Source organism: Pseudomonas sp. Tul2A7 (assembly GCF_054790505.1).
Genome location: NZ_CP186499.1, coordinates 2,939,948 through 2,964,392 on the forward strand (window position 1 = coordinate 2,939,948; position 24,445 = coordinate 2,964,392).

The 24,445-nt window shown below is 58.7% G+C and carries 19 protein-coding genes; 14 read left to right on the forward strand and 5 right to left on the reverse strand.

Annotated features, from left to right (window positions below):
* Positions 1-87: 87 nt before the first annotated feature.
* The 4 genes from ACOYXJ_RS13265 to ACOYXJ_RS13280 all read left to right on the forward strand — a co-directional run bounded on the left by ACOYXJ_RS13265 (position 88) and on the right by ACOYXJ_RS13280 (position 6,575).
* Positions 88-2,442, forward strand: a complete 2,355-nt coding sequence (locus ACOYXJ_RS13265; RefSeq protein ID WP_460369853.1) for a hybrid sensor histidine kinase/response regulator — start codon at positions 88-90, stop codon at positions 2,440-2,442.
* Between the two features lie 97 nt (positions 2,443-2,539).
* Positions 2,540-4,189 (forward strand): acyl-CoA dehydrogenase family protein, encoded by a 1,650-nt coding sequence (locus tag ACOYXJ_RS13270; protein WP_460369856.1) that lies wholly within the window; start codon positions 2,540-2,542, stop codon positions 4,187-4,189.
* 180 nt (positions 4,190-4,369) lie between these two features.
* Entirely contained in the window at positions 4,370-5,869 is a 1,500-nt protein-coding gene (gene amn / locus ACOYXJ_RS13275) for an AMP nucleosidase (protein WP_460369858.1), read from the forward strand.
* A 70-nt stretch (positions 5,870-5,939) separates the two neighbouring features.
* Positions 5,940-6,575 (forward strand): pseudouridine synthase, encoded by a 636-nt coding sequence (locus tag ACOYXJ_RS13280; protein WP_034153785.1) that lies wholly within the window; start codon positions 5,940-5,942, stop codon positions 6,573-6,575.
* Here ACOYXJ_RS13280 and ACOYXJ_RS13285 read toward each other — a convergent pair.
* Together ACOYXJ_RS13285 and ACOYXJ_RS13290 are read right to left on the reverse strand one after the other, a co-directional pair.
* Complete coding sequence (locus ACOYXJ_RS13285; RefSeq protein WP_007909655.1) at positions 6,570-6,779, reverse strand: DUF2788 domain-containing protein; 210 nt, start codon at positions 6,777-6,779, stop codon at positions 6,570-6,572. The two genes, ACOYXJ_RS13280 and ACOYXJ_RS13285, sit on opposite strands and share 6 nt — an antisense overlap.
* A 281-nt stretch (positions 6,780-7,060) precedes the next feature.
* Positions 7,061-7,540, reverse strand: a complete 480-nt coding sequence (locus ACOYXJ_RS13290) for an Lrp/AsnC family transcriptional regulator (protein WP_007909658.1) — start codon at positions 7,538-7,540, stop codon at positions 7,061-7,063.
* A 451-nt stretch (positions 7,541-7,991) separates the two neighbouring features.
* Between ACOYXJ_RS13290 and ACOYXJ_RS13295 the strand changes: the two genes are divergently transcribed.
* Complete coding sequence (locus tag ACOYXJ_RS13295) at positions 7,992-9,056, forward strand: DUF6515 family protein (RefSeq protein ID WP_460369861.1); 1,065 nt, start codon at positions 7,992-7,994, stop codon at positions 9,054-9,056.
* On the opposite strand, the gene ACOYXJ_RS13300 is transcribed toward ACOYXJ_RS13295, so the two are convergent.
* Positions 9,050-9,958 carry a cation diffusion facilitator family transporter gene (locus ACOYXJ_RS13300; RefSeq protein ID WP_150793978.1) on the reverse strand — a complete coding sequence of 303 codons (909 nt, stop codon included), beginning with the start codon at positions 9,956-9,958 and terminating at the stop codon, positions 9,050-9,052. The two genes, ACOYXJ_RS13295 and ACOYXJ_RS13300, sit on opposite strands and share 7 nt — an antisense overlap.
* A gap of 12 nt (positions 9,959-9,970) precedes the next feature.
* Positions 9,971-10,390, reverse strand: a complete 420-nt coding sequence (locus ACOYXJ_RS13305; protein WP_016986146.1) for a hypothetical protein — start codon at positions 10,388-10,390, stop codon at positions 9,971-9,973.
* 364 nt (positions 10,391-10,754) lie between these two features.
* Here ACOYXJ_RS13305 and hrpB point away from each other — a divergent pair, with 364 nt between their 5' ends.
* Positions 10,755-13,271, forward strand: a complete 2,517-nt coding sequence (hrpB, locus tag ACOYXJ_RS13310) for an ATP-dependent helicase HrpB (protein WP_460369864.1) — start codon at positions 10,755-10,757, stop codon at positions 13,269-13,271.
* A gap of 40 nt (positions 13,272-13,311) precedes the next feature.
* On the opposite strand, the gene ACOYXJ_RS13315 is transcribed toward hrpB, so the two are convergent.
* Positions 13,312-14,721 (reverse strand): amino acid permease, encoded by a 1,410-nt coding sequence (locus ACOYXJ_RS13315; RefSeq protein ID WP_095121615.1) that lies wholly within the window; start codon positions 14,719-14,721, stop codon positions 13,312-13,314.
* A gap of 325 nt (positions 14,722-15,046) precedes the next feature.
* Between ACOYXJ_RS13315 and ACOYXJ_RS13320 the strand changes: the two genes are divergently transcribed.
* The 8 genes from ACOYXJ_RS13320 (at position 15,047) to ACOYXJ_RS13355 (ending at position 24,443) form a co-directional block, all read left to right on the forward strand.
* Entirely contained in the window at positions 15,047-16,060 is a 1,014-nt protein-coding gene (locus tag ACOYXJ_RS13320; protein ID WP_223026644.1) for a TauD/TfdA family dioxygenase, read from the forward strand.
* 4 nt (positions 16,061-16,064) lie between these two features.
* Positions 16,065-17,648 (forward strand): phenylalanine aminomutase (D-beta-phenylalanine forming), encoded by a 1,584-nt coding sequence (locus tag ACOYXJ_RS13325; RefSeq protein ID WP_110720303.1) that lies wholly within the window; start codon positions 16,065-16,067, stop codon positions 17,646-17,648.
* Positions 17,645-18,787, forward strand: a complete 1,143-nt coding sequence (locus ACOYXJ_RS13330) for a pyridoxal phosphate-dependent aminotransferase (protein WP_460369868.1) — start codon at positions 17,645-17,647, stop codon at positions 18,785-18,787. The genes ACOYXJ_RS13325 and ACOYXJ_RS13330 overlap by 4 nt, the downstream gene beginning before the upstream one ends.
* Before the next feature lie 12 nt (positions 18,788-18,799).
* Positions 18,800-19,543 carry an alanyl-tRNA editing protein gene (locus ACOYXJ_RS13335; protein WP_095121624.1) on the forward strand — a complete coding sequence of 248 codons (744 nt, stop codon included), beginning with the start codon at positions 18,800-18,802 and terminating at the stop codon, positions 19,541-19,543.
* Complete coding sequence (locus ACOYXJ_RS13340) at positions 19,533-20,465, forward strand: hypothetical protein (RefSeq protein ID WP_095121626.1); 933 nt, start codon at positions 19,533-19,535, stop codon at positions 20,463-20,465. The genes ACOYXJ_RS13335 and ACOYXJ_RS13340 overlap by 11 nt, the downstream gene beginning before the upstream one ends.
* Before the next feature lie 142 nt (positions 20,466-20,607).
* Positions 20,608-21,990 carry an FAD-binding oxidoreductase gene (locus ACOYXJ_RS13345; protein WP_150793984.1) on the forward strand — a complete coding sequence of 461 codons (1,383 nt, stop codon included), beginning with the start codon at positions 20,608-20,610 and terminating at the stop codon, positions 21,988-21,990.
* A 36-nt stretch (positions 21,991-22,026) separates the two neighbouring features.
* Positions 22,027-23,262 carry an ATP-grasp domain-containing protein gene (locus tag ACOYXJ_RS13350; RefSeq protein ID WP_150793985.1) on the forward strand — a complete coding sequence of 412 codons (1,236 nt, stop codon included), beginning with the start codon at positions 22,027-22,029 and terminating at the stop codon, positions 23,260-23,262.
* Positions 23,259-24,443 (forward strand): MFS transporter, encoded by a 1,185-nt coding sequence (locus ACOYXJ_RS13355; RefSeq protein WP_460369871.1) that lies wholly within the window; start codon positions 23,259-23,261, stop codon positions 24,441-24,443. Before ACOYXJ_RS13350 ends, ACOYXJ_RS13355 begins: the two co-directional genes overlap by 4 nt.
* The last annotated feature ends 2 nt before the right edge of the window (positions 24,444-24,445 follow it).

Below are 24,445 nucleotides of genomic sequence, written 5' to 3' on the forward strand. Positions count from 1 at the left end.
CCAATAACAGGTAATACCGGTTTTACGTCTACTCAAAGGGAATGGGGGGCTTCCTGACACAACCGGACGAGCCACGCTGGGGCTTCAATGCGCTATTTGCTGATGTTGCTGTTCTGCTTGCCCCTTATGGCGAGCGCCGTCGAATTCGACGAATTCACCCAGAGCCTTCCTCTGGGCCGGTCGCTGCAAGTGTTCGAAGACCCGAGTGGTCAGGCGAGCATTGCCGATGTTCGCGCGCAGGCTGCCGCCGGCAATTTCAAACTTCACGATAAAGCCACGCTAAATGCCGGTTATTCACGCTCGGCGTACTGGCTGAAGATCGACCTGCATTACCGTCCGAGCAATCCCGCTGCCCAGCGTACCTGGCTGCTGGAACTGGCGTATCCACCGCTCGATCATCTCGACCTGTACATGCCCGATGCCAATGGCGACTACCGCCTCGTCCGGCAAACCGGTGATGCCTTGCCGTTCGCCAGCCGCGAGATCCGCCAGAACAATTATTTGTTCGGCCTTTCATTCAAACCGGACCAACAGCAAACCGTGTACTTGCGACTGGCGAGCGAAGGCTCGATCCAGGCACCGGTGACGTTGTGGTCGAGCACCGCGTATCTCGAAGACCAACCGGTGCGCCTGTATGTGCTGGGCATCATTTACGGTGTGCTGCTGGGGATGGTGGTTTACAACCTGTTCATCTACCTCAGCGTGCGCGACACCAGCTATCTCTACTACATCTTCTATATCGCCTCGTTCGGCCTTTATCAGTTGTCGGTGAATGGCGCTGCCGTCGAGTACTTCTGGCCGGATAATCCTTGGTGGGCCAACGCAGCCACGCCATTTTTCATCGGCTGTGCGGGGCTGTTCGGCAGTCAGTTCGCCCGCAGTTTCCTGCAGACCAAAAACCATAGCCGCTGGCTTGATCGCTTGCTGATTGCACTGATCGCGTTCGGCGCGCTGGTGGTTGGTTTGTCGCTGATGACCAGTTACGCGTTGTCGCTGCGCTTGGCGACGATACTGGCGCTGACCTTCACTGTGGTGATTTTCGCCGCCGGGATTCTGGCCTGGTGGCGCGGCTTGCGCGTGGCGCGTTATTTCATCATCGCCTGGTCGGCGTTCCTGCTCGGCGGCATCGTTAACACGCTGATGGTGCTCGGCTTGCTGCCGAACGTGTTCCTGACGATGTATGCCAGCCAGATCGGCTCGGCGATCGAGGTGGCGCTGCTGTCGCTGGCACTGGCGGACCGCATCAACGCGATGCGCGAGCAACAGGCGCAGACGCTGTACGACGCCGGGCAGAAACTCGAAGTGCTCAACCAGCAACTGGCGCACAGCAACAAGCTCAAAGATGAGTTTTTGGCGACCTTGACCCACGAACTGCGCACGCCAATGAACGGTGTGATCGGTTCGCTGGAGCTGATGCAGACCGTCGAGCTGGATCCGGAGCTGGAGCAATATCAGCAAACCGCCGCAGGATCTGCCCGCGACATGATGCGCATGGTCAACGGCATTCTCACCCTCACCGAGTTGCAGGCCGGAAAACTCAAGGCCTCGCCGGGCAGCTTCAGTCTGCGCGCAGTAGTTGAAGCGTTGCGCGTGCAGTTCGACGGCAATGCAGCGAGCAAGTCGCTGGACTTCAAGGTCGATGTGCTGCCAACCCTGCCGGATCGCCTGCACGGCGACAGCGCCAAGCTCGCGCAATGTCTGGAGTGTCTTCTGGATAACGCGATCAAGTTCACCCGCGTGGGTGGGCTGGCATTGCGGGTAACCGGCAAACCGTCGACGGGCAATCGTCTGGCGTTGTCGTTTGCGGTGATCGACACCGGCATCGGTTTTACCGACCTGGGCGAGGCGACGATGTATCAGCGCTTCTTCCAGCTCGACGGTTCGATGACCCGCGAATACGGCGGCCTGGGCGTTGGTCTGGCGATTTGCCGACAGTTGGTCGAGTTGCTTGGTGGCAAGCTCACACATCGCTCGGAGCCCGGGCGTGGCAGTCGCTTCCAATTGGACGTCGAGTTTGAACTACCGGTGGTTGAGCCTGCGTCAAACCCGCTGCCTTCGCGCGATTGCTTGCGTGCACCGCAGGACTGCACGGTGTTGCTGGTGGACGACAACAGCGTCAACCAATTGGTGATGCGCGGCATGTTGCTCAAGCTCGGTTTCCGCGTGCGCACTGCCGATAATGGCGCGACGGCATTGGATTGTTTACAGCGTGAGGCCTTCGATGCGGTGCTGATCGATTGCCAACTGCCCGCTCACGATGGTGCATCGTTGTGCTGCCAGATTCATGCGTTGCCGGGCTGCGCCAATCTGCCGGTGTTCATGCTCGCATTGACCGCCGACCGAGAGTTTTGCGCCACGGGAGCAGCGGTCGATTACCTGAACAAACCGGTGAAATTCGAGGAATTGCAATCCGCACTGGAGCGTCGGCTGTTGTGCTGTTGATAGGGTAAAAGCGCCGCCAATTCGGCGTTTATGACACTTTGATCGGCTTGGGGGCGGTGCTTAACTGACCGCTCCGGTTGATTCAAGGAGCCCCGTCATGAACCTGCATCAGTTCGCCGAAACCCACCAAGTCACCAACCAGCCACCGTCGCTGGACGGCACCAACCTGTACCGCATCGACCTGCCGTTACAGGAATGGTCGCGCAGATTCGGCGCCGGTTGGGCCGAGTCGCGGATCGATGCCTACGGTGCGCTCGCCGGTGGGCCGTTGATGGAAGCCGGCTTCCTTGCCAACCAGAACAAACCGGTGTTCGCCAGCCACGATCGCTACGGCCATCGCATCGATCTGGTGGAGTTTCACCCGGCTTATCACGAGCTGATGCGCACGGCGATCGAACACGGACTGACGTCATTGCCGTGGGCACATCCACAGGACGGCGCCCATGTCGCCCGCGCCTCGATGACTTATCTGCACAGCCAGGCCGAAGCGGGCAGCGGTTGCCCGTTGACCATGACCTTCGCCAGCGTGCCGGCCCTGCGCTTGCAGCCGAACATCGCTGAGCAATGGCTGCCGAAAGTCCTCGCCACCGAATACGATCCGCGCAACGTCGGCATGGCGCACAAGGCCGGCGTGACCATCGGCATGGCCATGACCGAGAAACAGGGCGGCACCGACGTGCGCGCCAACACCACCAAGGCTTACCCGGTCGGCGCCAGTGGTCCGGGGCAGGCCTATGAACTGGTCGGGCACAAGTGGTTCTGCTCGGCGCCGATGTGCGATGCCTTCCTGACGCTGGCGCAGACCGACAAGGGTTTGAGCTGCTTCCTGCTGCCACGCCATCGCCCGGACGACACGCGCAATCAGTTCTATATCCAGCGCCTGAAAAACAAACTCGGCAACCAGTCCAACGCCTCCAGTGAAGTCGAGTTTCGTGGCGCGCTGGCGTGGATGGTCGGTGAGGAAGGGCGCGGCGTGCCGACCATCATCGAGATGGTGGCGATGACCCGATTCGATTGCATGGTCGGTTCCAGTTCACTGATGCGTCAGGCGCTGACCCAGGCCAGCCATCACTGCGCGCATCGCAAGGTCGGCGGCAAACTGCTCAGCGAACAGCCATTGATGCAAAACGTGCTGGCCGATCTGGCCCTGGAAAGCGAAGCCGCGCTCGCCCTGAGTTTGCGCATGGGCAAGGCGCTGGATCATCTGGATGATCGCCACGAAGCGCAATTCGCGCGACTGGTGACGGCGGTGGGCAAGTACTGGATCTGCAAACGCGCGCCGGGGATGATCAACGAAGCAGCGGAATGCATGGGCGGCGCCGGGTATGTCGAGGACAGTATTCTGCCGCGCCTGTACCGCGAGGCACCGGTGAACTCGACGTGGGAAGGTTCGGGGAACGTGCAGTGCCTCGACGTGCTGCGAGCCTTGTCGAAAGAGCCGGGTGTGCTGGATGTGTTGTTCAGCGAGTTGGGCGATGGCCATGGCGACAAGCGACTGGCCGCGCATATTCAGCAATTGCAGGCGCAGTTCAAGGATACCGGCGACATTCAGTATCGGGCGCGGCAACTGACTGAGGACATCGCCCTCGGTTTGCAGGCCAGGCTCCTGTTGGAGGCCGGAAACTCAGCCGTCAGCGACGCCTTCATTGCCAGCCGCCTGAGCGCTGGCGGCCGCGTCTACGGCGCTTTGCCACGCGGTCTCGACATCGAAGCCATCGTCGCCCGCTCAACGCCACAGATTCTCTGACCCACCACAAATCCCTTGTAGGAGTGAGCCTGCTCGCGATAGCGGTGTATCAGTCAATGCAAATGTCGACAGGTAGACCGCTATCGCGAGCAGGCTCACTCCTACAGGGATCGGGTATGCCTGACATATTGTGCGGTTGCCAACATGCCACTGTTCCCGTGACGCCACGATGCAGGCAAGATGAACCCCTGCAAGTCAGAACACAGGAAGCTGATCGTGACCGAAGCGTTTATTGTCGTTCAAACCGCCGAACAAGCCGTGGACCGTCTGGCCGAGCTACATGAGCGGGCCACCACTGCGCTGAACTCGGCGCTCAAGCGTTACCTCAAGGATCGCGTCGAACCCGACGCTGCGCAGCGTGCTCTGTTTCGTTATCCCGAACTGCGTCTGACCTATCACTGCCAGGGCGAAGTCCCGCAGACCACTCGCGCTTACGCCAAGGTGCAACTGCCGGGCACGTACAGCGTCACCGTTACCCATCCGGCGGCGTTTCGCAAATACCTGCTCGAACAACTTGTGCCGTTGATGCACGACTTCACCGTGACCGTGGAAGTCGGCGTCAGCCAGCAGAACATTCCGTATCCGTACGTGGTCGAGCAGGGCGATGAACTGGCCGGTTCCGGCGTCACCGCTGCCGTGCTGGCGCGGGTGTTTCCGAGTACCGACCTGTCCGCGGCCACCGATGGCATTGCCGACGGTCTCTACGACTGGGAAAACACCGATCCGCTGCCGCTGGCGCTGTTCGACGCCGCGCGTGTGGACTTCTCGCTGCGGCGTCTGGTGCATTACACCGGCAGCGACTGGCGCCATGTGCAGCCGTGGATTCTGCTGACCAACTATCACCGCTACGTCGACCAATTCATCGTCCATGGTCTGGAGCAACTGCGCAGCGACCCGCGTTTCGTGCGCATGGTGTTGCCGGGTAACGTGATCATCGAGAAAGGCATGGATCACGGCGAGGCGTCGGCGATTGCTGCCGGTGTGGTCTGGCACCGTTACCAGATGCCGGCCTATCACCTGATCGCCAGCGATGGCCACGGCGTGACCTTGGTGAATATCGGCGTCGGCCCGTCCAATGCCAAGAACATCACCGACCACTTGGCGGTGCTACGTCCGCATTGCTGGCTGATGATCGGTCACTGCGGTGGCCTGCGGCAGTCGCAGACCATCGGCGACTATGTGCTGGCTCACGCTTATATGCGTCGCGACGGCATTCTCGACCGCGTAGTGCCGCCGAACATTCCGATCCCGGCGCTGGCCGAAGTGCAAATGGCGCTGCAACAAGCAGCGGCGAATGTCACCGGCGAGAAGGGCGATGACCTGAAAAAACGCCTGCGCACCGGCACCGTGCTGACCTACGACGACCGTAACTGGGAGTTGCGTTGGGCGCAGGAACGGCCGTTGATCAACCTGTCCCGTGCTGTCGCGGTGGACATGGAAAGCGGCACGATTGCCGCCCAGGGTTATCGCCTGCGGGTGCCTTACGGCACGTTGCTCTGCGTTTCGGACAAACCGCTGCACAGTGAAATCAAGCTGCCGGGTTCGGCCAACGCTTTCTATGAACGCGCGGTCAGCCAGCACTTGAAGATCGGCATTGAAGCGGTGGACCTGCTGCGCACGGAACTCAACTCTTTGCACTCGCGCAAGCTGCGCAGCTTCGACGAACCGCCGTTCCGCTGATTTGTTGATGGTCATTTAACGGTCAGGCTACTAGCATTGGCAGCCCTGACCGTTAGATGTTCTTTTCGCCATGTCCCGTCCTCCACGTCCACCTTCCCGCCGTCCTGGCGCGAAGCCTCAGTCTGCTTCCCCGCGCCGTGTTGCCAAGGCACCACCGGCCGAGCCGAAACTGATCCTGTTCAACAAACCCTTCGATGTGCTGACGCAATTCAGCGACGGCGAAGGGCGGGCGACGCTCAAGGATTACATTGATGTGCCCGGCATTTATCCGGCCGGACGCCTCGATCGTGACAGCGAAGGTTTGTTGCTGCTGACCAACGACGGGCAGTTGCAGGCGCGCATCGCCGACCCGAAACACAAACTGGCGAAGACCTATTGGGTGCAGGTCGAAGGCGTGCCGACGGCCGAGCAGTTGCAGCGCTTGCGTGACGGCGTTGAGCTGAATGACGGCATGACTTTGCCTGCCGAGGCGCGGCAACTGGATGAGCCTGAGCTGTGGCCGCGCAATCCGCCGGTACGCTTTCGCGCGACCATACCGACGTCATGGCTGGAACTGGTGATCCGCGAAGGGCGCAACCGTCAGGTGCGACGCATGACGGCGGCGGTCGGGTTACCGACGTTGCGGCTGGTGCGGGTCAGGATTGGTGACTGGACGATCGAAGGGCTCGATCAGGGCCAGTGGAAAGAAGTGCCGGCGCGCTTATAAAGCGCCGGATTCGATCAGGCCGATCACCACACTCTTGATGATGAACGCGGCCACGCCCAGGCCCAGCACGAAGAACAGAATGAACGAGCCAAAGCGCCCGGCCTTGGACTTCTTCGCCAGATCCCAGACGATGAAACCCATGAAAATGATCAGGATGCTGACCAGACCGGTCATCATCCACTCTTCTAATAATGCTGGATCCATTGGGTTTCTCCGGCGCGCATGGGGCTAAAAGGGCGCGGCGAGTATACGCCAAGGTGTGTGGGGTGGCATTGATCTGGGTCTGATCCGGAACTGTTGCCCTCACCCTAACCCTCTCCCGGAGGGAGAGGGGACTGACCGAGGTGTCTGGCGTCATACATCGACCTGAAAAATCGAGTCGATTATGGATTCACAGCAGAACGCTCAGGTCGGCGTACTTTTTCAGCATCTCACGGTCGGCCCCCTCTCCCTCTGGGAGAGGGCTGGGGTGAGGGTGCCCTTGATCAGCTACGCAAATGAGTCAGCGGCAGTTCGGTGCTGTTCAACACCTGATTCAGCACAAAACTCGACCGCACGCTGGTCACCCCTTCAATCCGGGTAAGGTGCCCCAGCAACAGCTTCTGATAGTGATCCATATCCGGCACCACCACTTTCAACTGGTAATCCGCATCCACGCCCGTCACCAGACTGCACTCCAGCACCTGCGGCAACGTCCGAATCGCCGCTTCGAAATTCTCGAAACGCTCCGGTGTATGCCGGTCCATGCCGATCAACACATACGCCGTCAGGCTCAACCCAAGCATCTTGCGATCAAGCAACGCCACCTGACGCGAAATATACCCGTCGTCTTCGAGTTGCTTGACCCGGCGCGAGCAAGGGGAGGGCGACAGACCGATGCGCTCGGCCAATTCCTGGTTGGAGATGCGGGCGTCGCGCTGCAATTCCGCCAAAATACTCAGGTCGTAACGGTCGAGTTTGCTCATCAATCTGTCCTTGGTTGTAACTATTGCGGCAGATTATCTATCCAGGGTTAAAAATTGCGCAAGTGGTGTTTATTTCAGCAATCTTCGCAATCCTCTGTCGCCGCCCCAGGCCTATTCTTATCACCAGAATCACTGCTCGGTAACACAGTCCACGCGGCCCGCCCTATCCGGCCTGCCGCGGCCGCCACCCCCACCGGGGTTGTGCCGGCCCCCGAGCTGCACACTGTCCAGAAGACGGCGTGAGGTGAGCCGACGTCAAAAGCGTCGAGCCAGGACGAAGTTCTCTAGAAGGGAGGCCGACGGGTCTCCCTTTTTTCTTGCCTGCGATTTCATGTCGGGCGCTCAATAAATAAGTTGCGCGACTGATAACCTGTTGCAGAACCCGGTGTGTGTATTCCCGGTCTTAGTGACAAGTCCTCTTACATTTGCAGGCCCCGCAGTGAGAAAAAGCATGAATTCGCGCATCTGGCGTCTGGCTGGTGTTGGTTTGCTGTGTGTGAGTGTCAGTGTGCAAGCGCTTGCCGATGAGCCACAGAATCGCGGCCCGGATGGCGGAGGCCACGGCCAGGATCATCAGGGCAACAATCAGGGCCGTGGCGGCAACAATCAGCCGCGCCCGCAGAACAATCCATCGCAGAATCAGCCGCAACAGAATCAACCGCGTCCGCAGAACAACGAGATCATTCGTGGCGACAACAGCCGCCAGTTCGAACACAACGGCAACAACAATGGCCAGTGGCAGAACCGCGACCAGAATCGCCCGGCCTACAACCCCAATCCGGTGCGCCAGCCACCACCGCCGCCGCAACTGCCGGCCAACAGCCTGCCGATCCAGCCACGGCCCGACGCCGTGCGCCAGACTCAAGAGCCGCGTCAGGGTTACTACCGCGATGAGCGTCCGCAGAACGGCTACAACAACCAGCATTGGCAGACCAACAATCGGCCCAACGACAATCGCTGGCCGGGTCGTCCTGACGGTCACGGCAACGGTTGGGGTCCAGGCCCGCAATATCGGCCGGGACATGTGATCGACCGCTTCCCGGATCGCGATTACCGCGTGCCGTATCGCGGGCAGGATTACTTCTTTTCCGGCGGTTACTGGTATCGCCCGCAAGGCCCGCGCTACATCGTTGTGCAACCGCCGCGCGGGATCCGCATCCAGTATTTGCCGGATTACGCCCGTGAAGTGTGGATCGGTGGTTCGCTGCTGTTCCTTGCCGCTGGTTCCTACTATGCCTATCAGGAAGCGACGCAGGATTACATCGTGGTCGAACCGCCGGTGCAGCAGCAACCGCAACCGCAATCCCAAGGTTATGACGTCGAGGCATACCCGGCCAACGGCCAGTCGCCGGAGCAGGTGCAGCAAGACGGTTACCAGTGCTATCAGTACGCCGTGCAGCAAAGCGGTTTCGATCCGCGCACCGCGACCTATCAGCCAGCGCCCGAGGTGGTTCAGGCCTACCGTCAGGCTCAGGGCAATTGCCTGAGCAGTCGCGGTTATCAGGTCAGTTACTGAAGCCGGGTTTGCGCCCGCTCTGACTTGACCACTTCCTGCGGATCGGCGTGCACCAGCACTTCGGCTCGCGGGTAGGCTTTGTGAATGGCATCGGCGGCTTGGTCGCTGATGCCGTGCGCCACTGACAAGGTCAATTCCCCCGGTAATTCCAGGTGCAACTGCACGAACCAGTGGTTGCCGGAGATTCGCGTGCGCAAGTCATGCGCGCCCAACACCCCCGGCACACTGCAGGCCAGTTCGAGCATGTGTTGACTGACATCCGTCGGTAGTTCTTCATCCATCAGCACCGAAAAACTTTCCCGGGCGATCTGGATCGCACTCCACAGAATGTAGGCGGCAATGCCAAGTCCGAACCAGGCATCCAGTTGATGCCAGCCGAACCCGGCCAACATCAGCGCCACCAGAATACTGCCGTTGAGTAACAGATCGGATCGGTAATGCAGTGAGTCGGCACGCACGGCGTTGGAGCCGGTCTGCTTGATCACTCGATGCTGCAGCACCAGCAAGGCCACCGTCAGCAGCAATGAGAAAATGATCACGCCAATGCTGATCCACGGCGCGCCAAGCGGTTCCGGGTGCTGGATGCGTTCGTAGGCCTGAAACGCAATCAACACCGCACTGCCGCCAATGAACAGCGCCTGCGCCATGCCCGCCAGCGATTCCGCCTTGCCGTGACCATAACGGTGATCGTCATCGGCCGGGCGCAGCGCGTAATGCACCGCCAGCAGATTGAGCAGCGAAGTGACGCCATCCAGCGCCGAGTCAGTGAGGCCGGCAAGCATGCTCACCGAACCGCTCAGCCACCAGGCGATGGCTTTGGCGACGATCAGCGTGCACGCGACCGCCACCGAGGCGCGGGTCGCCAGCCTTAGCAGGCGGGCGTGTTCGGGGCTGGAGGTCATTTAACTTCCTTTTTAAGCGGCGGGTTGCAGGCCGAACATCGCCAATTGTTGAGTGCTGCCCTTGTGTTGAATCAGGCGCGGATCGTCGAGAGGAAAGTCTCGGCCCAACTCGCTTTCGAGAATAGCCTGCAACTTGTGATTATCGACCTGACCGTCCGGGCCGATGGCTTGCTTGAGCTTGGCCGGGTCGATCTGCGCGGTGTGGCCCGGTTCGAAATAGATCGCACCGGTGGCGAAGTCGACGGCAAACGCGATCAGCCCGGGAATGATGTAGAACAGCAGGCCCACGGCGTCGAGTACGGCAATGGCTGGGTCGATCTTGCCGTCGATCTGACCGCGTCGGTCCGGGTAGAAAATCGAACCGCACGCGGTGATTTGCGTGAGCAGGGTGGCGACCAGTACACCGCCGATCAGGCGAAAAGGTAAGCGCATGGGGAAATCTCCTGATTCATCTAAGAACGAAGCGTAGTCGTGTGAAGTTAAGACCCTGACGAACGCCTTGCAGTTCGCCGTTATACTCGCCGCTGGCAGGGCGTGCCCACAGTAAATTGCGGCCTCGTCTCACCCCTACCGAAATACGTTGAGGATTGAAGTTGTTTTCTCCAGATCGACACCGCGTGAAGGCCAACGAATCCTATCGGGGTTCGGCCCTCCGGGCTAAAGCTGTGAGCGCGCCATGCTGCGTTGCGGGACTTGGCAAGGAAACGACCCTTACCTGCGTCCCGCGCCTTGCCTGGCACGCTCACAGCTTTAACGCGACTCGCAATTTACTGTGGGCACGCCCTGGGGAGCCAGCATGATTTCTTTGCCAATCGATGAAGTTTTACCCGCCCTGCGTGAAGCCTTGGCGACGCGCCACGAAGCCGTGCTCGAAGCACCGCCCGGCGCCGGTAAAACCACCCGCGTGCCCTTGGCTTTGCTCAATGAAGCGTGGCTGGCCGGGCAGACCATTCTGATGCTTGAACCGCGCCGTCTCGCCGCGCGTGCGGCGGCGGAACGTCTGGCCAGCGAGCTGGGCGAGAAGGTCGGTGAAACCGTCGGTTATCGCATTCGCCTCGACAGCAAGGTCGGCCCCAATACACGCATCGAAGTGGTCACCGAAGGCATTCTCACTCGTCGCTTGCAGGATGACCCGGCGCTGGAAGGCGTGGGCTTGCTGATCTTCGACGAATTTCACGAACGCAGCCTCGACGCCGATCTGGCGCTGGCGCTCAGTTTGAACGGTCGCGAGCTGTTCCGAGCTGAACAGCCGCTGAAGATTTTGTTGATGTCGGCCACGCTCGAAGGTGAACGTCTGGCCGGGTTGCTGGATGATGCGCCGATCCTGCGCAGCGAAGGCCGCATGTACCCGGTGACGATGCGCTGGGGCCGGCCGTTTCAGCCCGGTGAATACATCGACCAACGTGTCACGCAAACCGTGCTCGAAGCGCTGCACGATGAAAGCGGCAGCCTGTTGGTGTTTCTGCCGGGGCAGGCGGAAATCCGTCGTGTGCATCAACAATTGGCAGACGCCATTGGAGAGCGCGGCGATGTGTTGCTCTGCCCTTTGCACGGTGAACTCGACCTCAATGCGCAACGCGCGGCGATCGATCCGGCCCCGGCTGGGCAGCGTAAAGTGGTGCTGGCGACCAACATCGCCGAGACCAGTCTGACCATCAACGGCGTGCGCGTAGTCATTGATGCCGGGCTGGCGCGGGTGCCGCGTTTCGATCCCGGCAGCGGGATGACGCGCCTCGATACCCAGCGGATTTCCAAGGCCAGCGCCACCCAGCGTGCGGGCCGCGCCGGGCGACTGGAGCCGGGTGTTTGTTATCGCTTGTGGTCGCAGGATCAGCACGAACAACTCGCTGCTTATGGCAGTGCGGAAATTCTTTCGGCGGATCTCGCCAGCCTCGCGCTGCAACTGGGACGCTGGGGTGTGACGCCGGGCGAACTGGTCTGGCTCGATGTTCCGCCAGCGGCTGCTTATGCCCAGGCGCAGGATTTGCTGCAACGGCTGGGTGCGCTGGAAGGTGAGGCGCTGACCACTCATGGTCAGGCCATGGCTGAATTGCCGGCGCATCCGCGCATCGGCCATTTGCTGTTGCGCGGACAGGCGTTGGGTTTGGCCGACATGGCCTGCGACGTCGCCGCGTTGCTCGGCGAGCGGGATATCTTGCGTGGCGCCGGGGCCGATCTGCACAGTCGGCTGGTGCTGCTGTCCGGCGAGGAACGTGCCGCCCGTGGTGCGCAGGGCGGGGTGCAGCGCGCTAAGCAATTGGCGCGGCAATATCGCGGTTACCTGCGCGGCAAAGCGAGTGAGCCGGTAAGCGATCCCGATCATCCGCGCTGGCTCGGTGCCTTGCTGGCGCTGGCCTATCCGGATCGCGTCGCGCAACAGCGGCGTGCTGGCGGTGCCGAATATCGGCTGGCCAACGGTCGTGCGGCGCTGTTCGCCGAAGCTGACAGCCTGATGAAAGAACCGTGGATCGTCATCGCCGATCTCGGCAGCTGTCAGGGCCAGCGCGAAGAACGGATTTATCTGGCGGCGGATTTCGACCCGGCGCTGTTCGATTCGGTGTTGGCCGAACAGGTGCGCAACGTCGATCAACTTGACTGGGACGAGCGCGAAGGCGTGCTGCGCGCCGAGCGTCAGCGCAAGGTCGGCGAGCTGATTCTCAGCCGCGAGCCACTGACCGGTCTCGATGAAAATGCGCGCAGTCAGGCGCTGGTCAATCTGGTGCGGCGCAAAGGTCTGGAGCTGCTGCCATGGACGCCGGAACTGCGTCAGTGGCAGGCGCGGGTGGCGTTGTTGCGGCAGTTGGAGTTGAACCATCAGGATGACAATCAGTGGCCGGATGTCAGTGACGCGACGTTGCTGGACACCCTTGAAGACTGGCTGATGCCTTATCTGGGCAAGGTCTCGCGGCTCAGCCATTTTGCCAACCTGGATCTGTCGAGCATCGTGCGTAACCTGCTGCCGTGGCCGTTGCCGCAGAGGCTCGATGAGCTGGCGCCGCATCATTTGAGCGTGCCGTCGGGCTCATCGATTCGTTTGGACTACAGCGAGTTTCCACCGATTCTTGCAGTGCGTTTGCAGGAATTGTTCGGGCTGGCGGATACGCCGCGAATTGCCGGCGGGCGGCAGGTGGTCAAATTGCATCTGCTATCGCCTGCGCGGCGGCCGGTGCAGGTGACGCAGGATCTGGCCAACTTCTGGCGCAGCACCTATGCCGAGGTGAAGAAGGATTTGAAGGGGCGCTATCCGAAGCATTATTGGCCGGATGATCCGTTGGTGGCCGAGGCGACTGCGCGGATCAAGCCGCGCAAGTAGAGCTACCGGCGCGACTTGATCGGTGGGGGCGCTCAGTGGTTCAGGTTTCCCCGTAGAGGCCCTGCGCAGCAGTGCGTCGATGCTTGATGCCATGACAAAACCACATCAATCCGATCCACAGGGGAATCGCGTACACCGCGATGCGAATGACGGGGTCGAGCAGCATGACGCCGAGGATGAAGGCCAGGAATGCAAGGCACACATAGTTACCGTAGGGGTACCAGAGTGCTTTGAATAATGGCTTGCGCCCGGCCCTGTTCAGATGTTGGCGAAACTTGAAGTGGGAAAGGCTGATCATCACCCAATTGATCACCAGCGTCGCAACCACCAGTGACAGCAGCAGCTCCAGCGCATATTGCGGGATTACGTAGTTCATCAGCACGGCAAACAGGGTCACAGCGGCAGACGCAAGAATCGAGCGTACGGGGACGCCACGCCGGTCGATCCTGGTCAGGCTTTGCGGAGCATCACCTTGCTCGGCCAGGCACAGTAATAGGCGGCTGTTGCAATAAGTACCGCTGTTATAGACCGACAGCGCAGCGGTCAGCACTACAAAATTGAGAATGTGCGCCGCGGTGGCGCTGTCGAGCATCGACGACACCATAACGAAAGGACTGGCGCTGTAGGTGTCTCCAGCTGCATTGAGTGAGATGACCAGACTGTCCCACGGCATCAGCGACAGCAGCACGACAAGTACGCCGACGTAGAAAATCAGAATGCGATAAATCACCTGGTTGATCGCTTTGGGAATCACGGTCTGCGGTTTATCGGCTTCGGCCGCGGTGAAACCGAGCATTTCCAGACCACCGAAGGACAGCATGATGACCGCCATGGACATCGCCAGTCCGCCGAGTCCATGTGGGAAAAATCCGCCGTGTTCCCACAGGTTGCTGACCTTCGCTTGCGGGCCACCGTGGCCGCTGACCAGCAGATAGCTGCCCATGGCGATCATGCCGATCACTGCCAGGACCTTGATGATGGCGAACCAGAATTCGGCCTCACCGAATATTTTCACGTTGATCAGGTTGAGGGCATTGATCAGTACAAAAAAGACTGCGGCCGACACCCAGGTCGGAATATCGGGCCACCAGTAATGCACATATTTGCCGACGGCAGTCAGTTCGGACATGCCCACCAGGGTGTACAGCATCCAGCAATTCCATCCCGACAGAAATCCGGCGAATCCGCCCCAATACTTATGGGCGAAGTGGCTGAACGAGCCTGCGACGGGTTCTTCAACGATCATTTCGCCCAACTGCCGCATGATCAGGAAAGCGACGAAACCGCAAATCGCGTAACCGAGGATCATTGACGGACCAGCAGACTTGAGTGCGCCCGCCGAACCCAGAAACAGCCCGGTTCCCACAGCGCCACCCAGCGCGATCAATTGGATATGTCGATTTTTCAGGCCGCGTTTCAGTACGCCTGAGCGCGCTTCGGGTCCGCTCATTGGAATGGGCTCGCCTGAATTTTGCTGAGAAAACTTGCCGGGAGGCTTTCGCGGTTGAATGCGCCGCAGTGATGAAGCCGCTGTGCGCGCTGAAGGACTTCTTTTTCCGTGATCATTCGTGCATCTCGTCCTTGAAATTATTTCTCATGAATATCAATCGGTTGGCTTTTTTTCGCGGCCTTGAACCAGTGTGGTTGCGGGCAAGAGCGAATTAAATCTATTGGAAGAAACATATTTCTATCTGTTGAATTTGTAAATAGGGAGTGATATCAAATGCACCGCAGAAGGACATGCCGACGATTACAGGGACGTAAGGAGTGAGAAGGTGAAGGGCAGCAATTCAACAGCACCATTTGATTTCGTCACCAGCGGACACGCTGATCCGAAGCACTTTTTTTCGCAGGCCGCGGATGACATTCGTGCGCGGTTGCTCGATGACGGCGCGGTGCTCATTCGCTCCGCCAGGCAGTGCAGGGATCCCGGCGTGTTTGAGGCAGCCATTGCTGCACTTGGCTTTGAAACCCGTGATTACGTAGGTGGAAGCTCACCGCGCTCGACTATTCAGGGCAAGGTGATGGAAGCGACCCGCACACCGCCAGACTGGTCCGTCATCCTTCACCAGGAAATGGCCTACGTAAAAAGCCCTCCCGAGATCATCGCATTCGTATGCGTTGAGCCTGCTGGAAAGGGCGGCGAGTCTGTCATCGGTGACATGCGCAAACTCGAACGTCTGGTGGATCCGGCAATGTTGCAACGACTGACGGAGCGCGGCCTGAAATTACGTAGAACGTTACCCAGTGAAGACCGGGTCGGTCTCAAGCCCGGCGTGAAAAAGAGTTGGCAGGAAACTTTCTCGACCCACCGTCAGGTTGAAGCCGAGATGCATTGCCGCGCCCGGGGATGGGACTTCGAGTGGAATGGCGCGGACCTGATCCTCTGGCAGGACTGTATTTCCCCGATGCGTGCACATCCCCTGACCAGCGCAAATATCTGGAGCAATCAAGCGCATTTCTGGGGGGCGGCAGCCATGATCGAGTGGGCGCTTATCGACGGTCGGGAGCAGGACGCCCGTGAATTGATGACGGCGCAACGCGAAAACCCGCTACTGCTGGAGGCCATGTGCTTCGGTGACGGTGAACCGCTCCCGGAAGATCTGACCTTGGCGCTTTTCCACGCCGTGCGCGGGCTGGAACAGGATATCGATTTGGGCGAGGGCGACATCCTTCTGCTCGATAATTTGCAGTATGCGCACGGACGACGTGCATTCTCGGGTAACCGAACCATCAACGTGATCATCGGCAATTGGGCCGGTGACCAGTCATACGCCGTTCAAGGATGAAAAAATGACAATTCAGGAAAGGAATTTCGCCTCCGATAGCACGTTTGTGCTGACTCCCGGAGTCGACGTATGCCTCAAGGACCTGATCGCGTTTGCCCAACCGGGGAAAACCGTGGTCGCTTCGCAAGCCACGCGACAGCGCGTCCAGGCCTCGAGAGAGGCGCTGGAAAATCTGGTTGCGCAAGGGGCGGTCATTTACGGCGTCAACACCGGCATGGGCGGGTTCGTGGATCACCTTGTGCCGCTCGAGAAAGCCCATGAGCTGCAATCCAACCTTATTCAAGGTGTATCGACGAACGTTGGTGAGCGCTTCCCCGACAGCGTCGCCCGCGCCACGATGTTCGCGCGAATTGTTTCTTTGTCCCGTGGTAACTCGGCGATCTCGCTGGAGAACTTTGATCGATACATTGCCATTTACAACGCCGGGCTGATTCCTGAGATTCCCAGCAAAGGTTCCCTGGGCACCAGCGGTGATCTGGGACCGTTGGCGGCTGTTGCGCGGATGTTGACCGGTGACGGCTACGCTTACCTTCATGGCGTGCGCGTTCCGGCGGCGCAGGCGCTTGAACAATTGCAGCTGAAACCGTTGCACTTGAGCTACAAGGAAGGACTGGCGCTGATCAATGGCACGTCCTGCATGGTCGCTGTCGCGGCGATGAACGTGGTCGAGGCGCGTCAGCTTCTTGAGCAATACATCTCGATCTCGGCGTTCTCTTTCGAGTCACTGCAGGCCCGAGTACGTCCATTTCACCCTGACGTCCACAAGTTGAAACCGCATCTGGGCCAGCAGAAAATCGCCGAGACCATCTGGGACGATCTGCAAGGTTCGGAACTGGCGATCGATGACATTGAGCTCTCATCGCAGCTGAGTGCATTGCGCACCGACGCAGTTCGCCAGGAAGCCATGCCCATCGAGGATGCCTACTCGATTCGCTGCACGCCGCAGATTCTGGGGCCGGTACTGGAAACCATCGAGTTCGTCGAGCGGATAGTGGCCAATGAACTGAACTCGTCCAACGATAATCCGCTGGTCACGCCGGAGAATGGCGAGGTGTTCCACAATGGGCATTTCCATGGGCAGTACATCGCTTCGGCCATGGATTATCTGACGATTTCGATGATCACGATGTGTAACCTTGCCGACCGTCGAATAGATCGTTTCCTGACGAAAGCCAACAGCAACGGTCTGCCGTCTTTCCTCTGTGCAGAAAATGGCGGTCTGCGTTTTGGCCTCATGGGCGGCCAATTCATGTCGGCTTCCCTGACTGCAGAAAACCGTTCGCTGGCCACACCGGTTTCGATCCAGACGCTGACCACCACGGCTGACTTTCAGGACGTGGTTTCCTTCGGCCTTATTGCCGCGCGTCGTGTGGCTGAAGTGCTGCAGAACACGCGCTATGTCATCGCCTTCGAACTGATTTGTGCAGCTCAGGCAGCAGACATTCGCGGTAGCGCCAAGCTGAGTCCGCGCGGACGTGCGTGGCATGCACAGGTGCGCGAGCTGATCCCTTATCTCGATCGTGATATCGCTCTGACCGGGTATCTGGAAAGTCTCGTAGCGCAGGTTCTCGGGGGGCATGGCCGATGAGTTCGCCGAGTGATAACCCTGTCTCGGCCGGGCAGGCTACGGTGCCCGCCGAGATGCCTGATGCTCGCTTGCATGCCAACGAAAATCCGCTGGGTGCATCGGCACTGGCGCTGCATCTGTGCACATCGATGCCTGCGCTTCTGAGCGAGTACCCGGAGGTGACGTACAAGTCGCTTCGCACGGCCATCGGTGAGCGATGGAATGTTGATCCTGCGCGAGTGATGCCAGGGGCGGGGTCTGACGAACTGATCGATATTGCACTGCGCAGTCTGTTGAAACCTGGCAGCCGCCTCGTGGCTCAGCAGCACAGTTTCAAAATGTACAAAATCAGGGCCGAACTACTGGGCGCTGACTACAGTGAGATGGTTCCGGTTGCGGGTGAAGGTTACGAAACTGCGCTGAGTACGGCCCTGCAAAAAAAACCGGACGTCGTGGTGCTGGTGAACCCATCCAATCCGCTGGGGGACTATCTGCCGCCGGCTGAGCTGCTGAGGCTGGTTGCCACCATCCCGGAAAGTACGACGGTCATCATCGACGAAGCGTATGCAGAGTTCGCCCCGGACCGGGAAAACTCGCCAGGTGTGCAGGTCGTCAATATTCGCAACAACGCTATATGCCTGCGAACGTTTTCCAAGGCCTATGGGCTCGCGGGTTTACGGCTGGGATGGGCCTATGCCAGTGCTGATCTGATTGCAGTGCTGCAAGCGCGTCGTGCGCCCTACAACGTCAGCGCGTTTTCCGCCCGCGCTGGAGAGTACGCGCTGTGGGACACCGAGCATCTGGAAAAAACGGCGGCACATTGCGTCGCGTGGGGGCAAAAGATCGTCCGTCTGTTCAATGCCTGTGGCATTGCGGCTAGAAGCCAGTACGTCAACTTTGTATTTGTCGAGTTCGAAAACACGCAGGAGTGCCAGGCGTTGCATGCCTGCCTGGCAAGTGAAGGTTTCCTGACTGCGCCGTTGACCGATTATGGCCTTGGTCACTGCCTCAGGATCTCGATTGGCAGCGACATGCAAATGACTGGATTGTGTGATGTGCTTCGAAAACAGCTGCACACCGACAGTTCTCGACAGAATTGGGGCGGCTTGGAAATCCCAAGCGCTTCGCATCAGTTTGCAACACCCATGAAAGAGACCTGACTCGAGGTAAGAATGAGCGAAACACTGCCTTTGTTTCACGAAAACCCGTATCTGAAGCAGCTGGATTGTAGAGTCGATCTGCTTGAGCGCGACGACATGGGCCTGCCTTTTGCGCTCCTTGGCCAGACGGTCTTTTACCCGCAAGGAGGCGGTCAGCTCGGGGATCGAGGAGTGTTGAGCATTCCGGTCACGGAGGCAGGCTTCGCTTTGCCGGAACTCGAAATCGTCGCGACGAAGAAGCGCGACGATCAGATCCGGCATTACCTGAATATCAACGATGAAGCGTTTGCCTTGTTGAGCGCCCATGCAGTTGGCCAGAAGGCGACTGCATCCCTTGATTGGTCATTGCGATATCATCAGATGCGGATTCATTCAGCCATGCATTTGATCCACTGCATGCTTGAAGAAACGCTGGGGCGCTCGATTCCACACCCTGTACGTTCGCCGTTGAGTGACGCCGGGGGGGAAAATCAATACGAGTTTATCGAAGAGTTCGATGAAAACAGTTTGAGGCAGGCAACCGCTGCCCTGAACGCGTTTTGCTCTGCAAGTCATGAGATTCGTACGGAAGCGGATACGAGCAAGGGACATGGATTTCGTTGGTGGCAATGCGAAAACTGGTCAATTCCCTGTGGGGGAGTTCATGTGCGTAATACGCAGGAAATAGGCTTGGTAACTTCCAGTATGAAAATCAAGAAAAACACGACCCGGGTGATTATCACGCTGTCGGCAGAGGCTCAAGCGCTTGGAGAATAAACGAGCGTTTGGTGCGTTTTTGATGCAGCTGCGGATCGATGCCGGGCATCTGAAGATTTCGACGTTTCTCGAAGATGTCAATATTCCTTTCTCGGCTAATTACTACCGCGACGTAGAGGCAGGAAGAAAATACCTGAGCATCGATGCCGCCGTAGAGTTGCATGATCACTTGGGTATCGATGTCGACAGTAAAGCCAGCTTTGATTATTACTGGCACTACTTCAGAGATCTGTTGCCGGGCGATGTGCATGAAATGTTATTTGGCAAGGGTGTCGAGGTCACCGATCTTTCTTCGAGAATCGAACTCAGAGAGCATGATTCGAAGATATTGCGTCGGGCATTGAGCCTGAGCCGCTACGAGCGGGAGTTCATTATTACCGAAGAGGTGATCAAGGCATTCGAAGAGAACTTCGAACTGCTGCCATTGATGACCTACCTCTATATGGTGGACAGCGCTGGCGTTGCGGAAATGCAGCTGGTTTGCCAGCAACTTGGCCTTGCTTATGATCAACGGACCGAAGCTTTTCTGAATCTTGTCTCCAAGGAGCGCGACGCCCCCCAAGAGCCGTTTGTCCGTCATGCGCCCACGCTGAGGATGCCAAGGTCTGTTGACGCATTGAAGTTGAAGGATATGTTCCTGCGCCATGAGGTGGAACGATCACTGCTCAAACCTGAAAAAAGTGAATACTTTGATGTTTCAGGTTCTTTCAAATACAGCTCGATGGTGACCCTGAAAGACGCGGAAATAGAGCAGATTCAGGATCGTCTCGTCGATCTGTTTTCCTTGATTGAAGTGCATAACAAATCAGGTACTCAACTTGAGGATTCAGGTGCTCAGCCTTACTTCTTCGGCCTGATTGTTTCGGGCCGTCCCGAATACGACGGGCGTGCTGCCCGAACAGCGAAAGAAGATAAAGAGTAATTATGGAGAGGACGGTATTCACCGTCCTCCCTGTGGGATGAACTGCGTCAGTCGACTGCTCAAAGGAGTGCGCGGGATGGTGCAGCAATGCGACCGATAAAAACAAATCGGACAGTGATCAGTTAAAACAGGGACGAGAGTAATGAATACGCAGGTAATCGAAAAACTGTGTCAGTTGTTTGGCGAGCGCGTACGGCTTGAACACAGCATCCGGCAACAATTCTGCCAGGCGCCTCCCGGCGTCCAGTTGAGCCCGCCCGATGCCGTCGTCACGGTTCGAAACGAGCAGGAAATCGTTGAGGTTGTGTCGCTCTGCCACGAATACGGCGTGGCAGTCATTGCCGCGGGAGCGCGCTCATCCCTCGAGGGGCAAATCAACGCGCCGCAGGGCGGCGTCTGTATCGACTGTTCCGAGATGAACGCAATTGTCGGCATCAATACGACCGATATGACCGCCACGGTTCAGCCGGGTGTCACCCGCGAACAATTGAACAGTCACTTGCGCGAAACGGGGCTGTTTTTTTCAGTCGATCCTGGTGCCAATGCTTCGATGGGCGGAATGGCTGCGACACGCGCCTCAGGGACCAACTCCGTGCGCTATGGGACGATGGCTGCCAATGTCAAAGCGGCACGCTGGGTAATGGCTGACGGAACGGTGGCGCAAATCGGCTCAAGAGCGCCCAAATCCGCCATGGGCCTGGATCTGCTGGCGATTGCCGTGGGTTCGGAAGGAACCCTTGGACTGTTCAGCGAGCTGGACGTCAGATTGCATCCGGTGCCGGAAGCGATTGTCGCTGGCGTCTGCTCGTTTGCCTCCGTCGATGATGCGGTGCAAACGGTGGCCAGTGCACTCGGCCAAGGCCTCTCGGTCGCACGCATCGAACTGTTGGATGTCACTGCCGTTCGCGCCTGCAACGCTTACTCTCCTTCGTTGAATTTGCCGGAAAATCCCCATCTGTTTCTTGAGTTCCACGGTGACACCTCAACCGTCGCCAGTAGCGTTGAAGGCTTTATCGACTGCGCGCATGAGTTTGGCGGCCAACTGAAAATTTCCCATCGGCTCGAAGAGCGCACGGCCCTGTGGAAGGCCCGGCATGACGCCTGGTGGGCATTTCATGCGTATTACAAAGGGCGCAAGGGGCTGGCCACGGATGTCTGTGTCCCGCTGTCATCCCTGAGTGCCTGCATCAGCGCTACCGTGGCAGACATCGCCGCTTCCGGGCTGGATGCGCCGTTGATCGGCCACGTCGGCGACGGCAACTTTCACCTGTTGATCATGCTTCAGGAAGGTGAAGACGAAAGCGTGTCGATTCAAGCCTTCCTCAGTCGTTTGTCGAGTCGGGCATTGTCGTTCGGCGGAACCGTGAGCGGTGAGCATGGCGTCGGCGAGGGCAAAGTGAAATGGATGTCGGCCCAGCACGGCGCGGCGCTCGACTGCATGCGGGCGATCAAAGCGGCACTGGACCCAGCGAACATCCTCAACCCCGGCAAGATGTATCACCCACGCACTGTCGATGCTCAATAAGCATCTTTTTTTCATTTTTACGGACGGACATGAAAGATGCGCCATATTTTGATCGTTGGAATCAACAAGGTTTCCATCAAGTACGTTTGCGATGCGATCCGCAGCGTGGGTTTCGAGCCGATTCTGTCCGTTGACCCATCGGGTTTTCACGGCACGGCCAAAGCTGTATTCGAGGGCGTCACCTGCATTCCAGGATTCAGTGATGCAGACGCCTTGTCTTCCTACTTGAAGACTCATGCAGAATTGGCAGGTCGGATTCACAGCATTACAACCTTCTTTGATGAACTGTTTCCCGTGGTATCGGCGATTGCCGAAGAGTTTGGTTTCAATGCGCCGCCAGCGGTATTTGCCAAATTGTCGTCCAAGGAATTCGTCGGGCGTTTGGTACCTGAACATGTTCCGGCCGAGTCCTGCGTTTCGCTGGCCGATGCAACCCTCGACATTCCTTGGTTGACGCCGGGTGTGGGCAACGACGTGGTGCTGAAACCCTCGGTTGGTTCAGGTGCGGTGGCCACGATGCTGCTGACTATCGCGGCGGATACCGATCCGGCCGAAGTGATCAGGTCAGCGATTCTGCAGAGTGGAATCGATCATCCTGAAAACATCACCTGGATTGTTCAGGCGCATTGCGTGGGCGATCTCGTCAGCATGGAAGGGTTTGCACAGAACGGGCAGGTGACGTTCCTGGGCGTGTCCAAACGTGATCGTGTCGGTTTCACTGAAGTTGCCAACCGGTTTCCAGCCAATGGGGTAATCGCTTCCTCCGTTCGTTCGAAAATGGAGACGGCCGTGCGCGACCTGATCAAGCGCTCGGAATTCGATAACGGTTTCTTTCATTGCGAATTTATCGCCACCCCAGCCACGGCTTATCTGATCGACGCCAACATGGGACGTCTGGGCGGCGCAAGTATCGTCGAGCAAATTGCCTTGGCCTACGACCTGGCGCCGGCGACCGTGCTGCAACAGGTTGCGTTGCTGCCGTTGGGGTTGCTGGAAGGCACGCTTCACTACTCACCTGTCGAACAGTGTCGACAGACCTTGAGTTACTGGTATTGCCTGGACCATGAGGCCGTCGTGCAAGACTGGGAGATACCGCCGCTGGCGTCCATTCATACGCCAATCGCCAATGTCGGCAGCCTGATCGTACCGATCGGTACGTCCGACTACGCATGGATCGGCATGCTGACCGGCTACGCCGACGTGGTCGTGGACGAGATCGCTCAAGTGCGCGTTCTGACTGATCGCGGCCCTAGAAGCCCGGTATTCCAATGATCTATTTCGTGCGGTTTCTTTCGTCTGCAGCCTGGAGCTGTTTTTACCCGTTCATGGCCATCTGGCTAAACTCGACCGTGGGCTTGAGCACCAGTGCTGCCGGCGTCGTCGTCGGCTTCGCCATTGTTTCAAACCGCATTGGCGCATTGGCCTTTCAAGGGATGCTGGACAAGGTTGACCGACGGCGGGAAATTGCCCTTGCGTTGTTCTGTGTGGCGGTCGCCGCGTGCTGCATGTTGCTGACGGCAGCGCTGGGGATCACCCACACACTGCTGTGGATCGCACTGGTGGTAGTGTTCGGAGTCGCGAATTCGATTGCTACGATTTCCCAGATTTCCTACATCGTTCAGTACTTTGGTGAGGCCGAGCATGAACGTGTTCTGTCCTACGAAAATGTCGCTGCCAACGCTGGCGCTGGCGTTGCGCCCTTTGTTGCGTCGTTGATTCTGGCCGGCGCGGGTTACTGGTTTGTTGCCTTGCCATTACTGTTAGGCGTGATGGCAACCGCGTCCACCACGCTGATTCCTCATGTGGCCCGGTCAGTGGGATTGCAGCCAGCGGGTAATGCCTCCTTGGCCGGACTGCCCGAGGCTTCGCCCAAGGTTGTTGCCTTCATGGCCATCAACTTTTTGACGATGATGGGTTATGCGCAGTTTTATTACGTGTTTCCTACCTACGCGACCGAACGCTTTTCCAGTGAGCTGGTGGGCATCCTGTTTCTGGTCGCCAGCGGCATCATCATTTTCAGCCAGGTTTACGTAACTGCGCTTTTTCAGCGGGTGTCGCGTTTGTCGCGGGTGATTGTCTCAAACCTGTTGATCGGCGCGGGTTGCCTGCTGTTGACCATTTCCTCGCAAGCTCAGGCGGTTCTGTTTCTGGTCGTGGTGTTCATCGTGATTGGCGAGATGATTTGTGGCCCGTTGTATCAGGCCCAAGCCGTGAAGATATGGCGCGGGCGCAGCTCTGTCGCGATGGCGGTGCAGACCTGTGTGTGGGGGGCCGCCGAAGCCACCGCTGCGGTGCTCGGACTTCTGGCCGTCGCGCAAGAACTCAGCTTTCTGTCCTTCCTGCTGGGATTTGCCGCCTGCGTCATCGCAGCCGTCGGCGCGTGGGTGTCGATGGCCATGAAGCGTCCGCTTATCGGCATTGAAATCGAGCAGAGGTCTGCCCAGACATCCTGAGG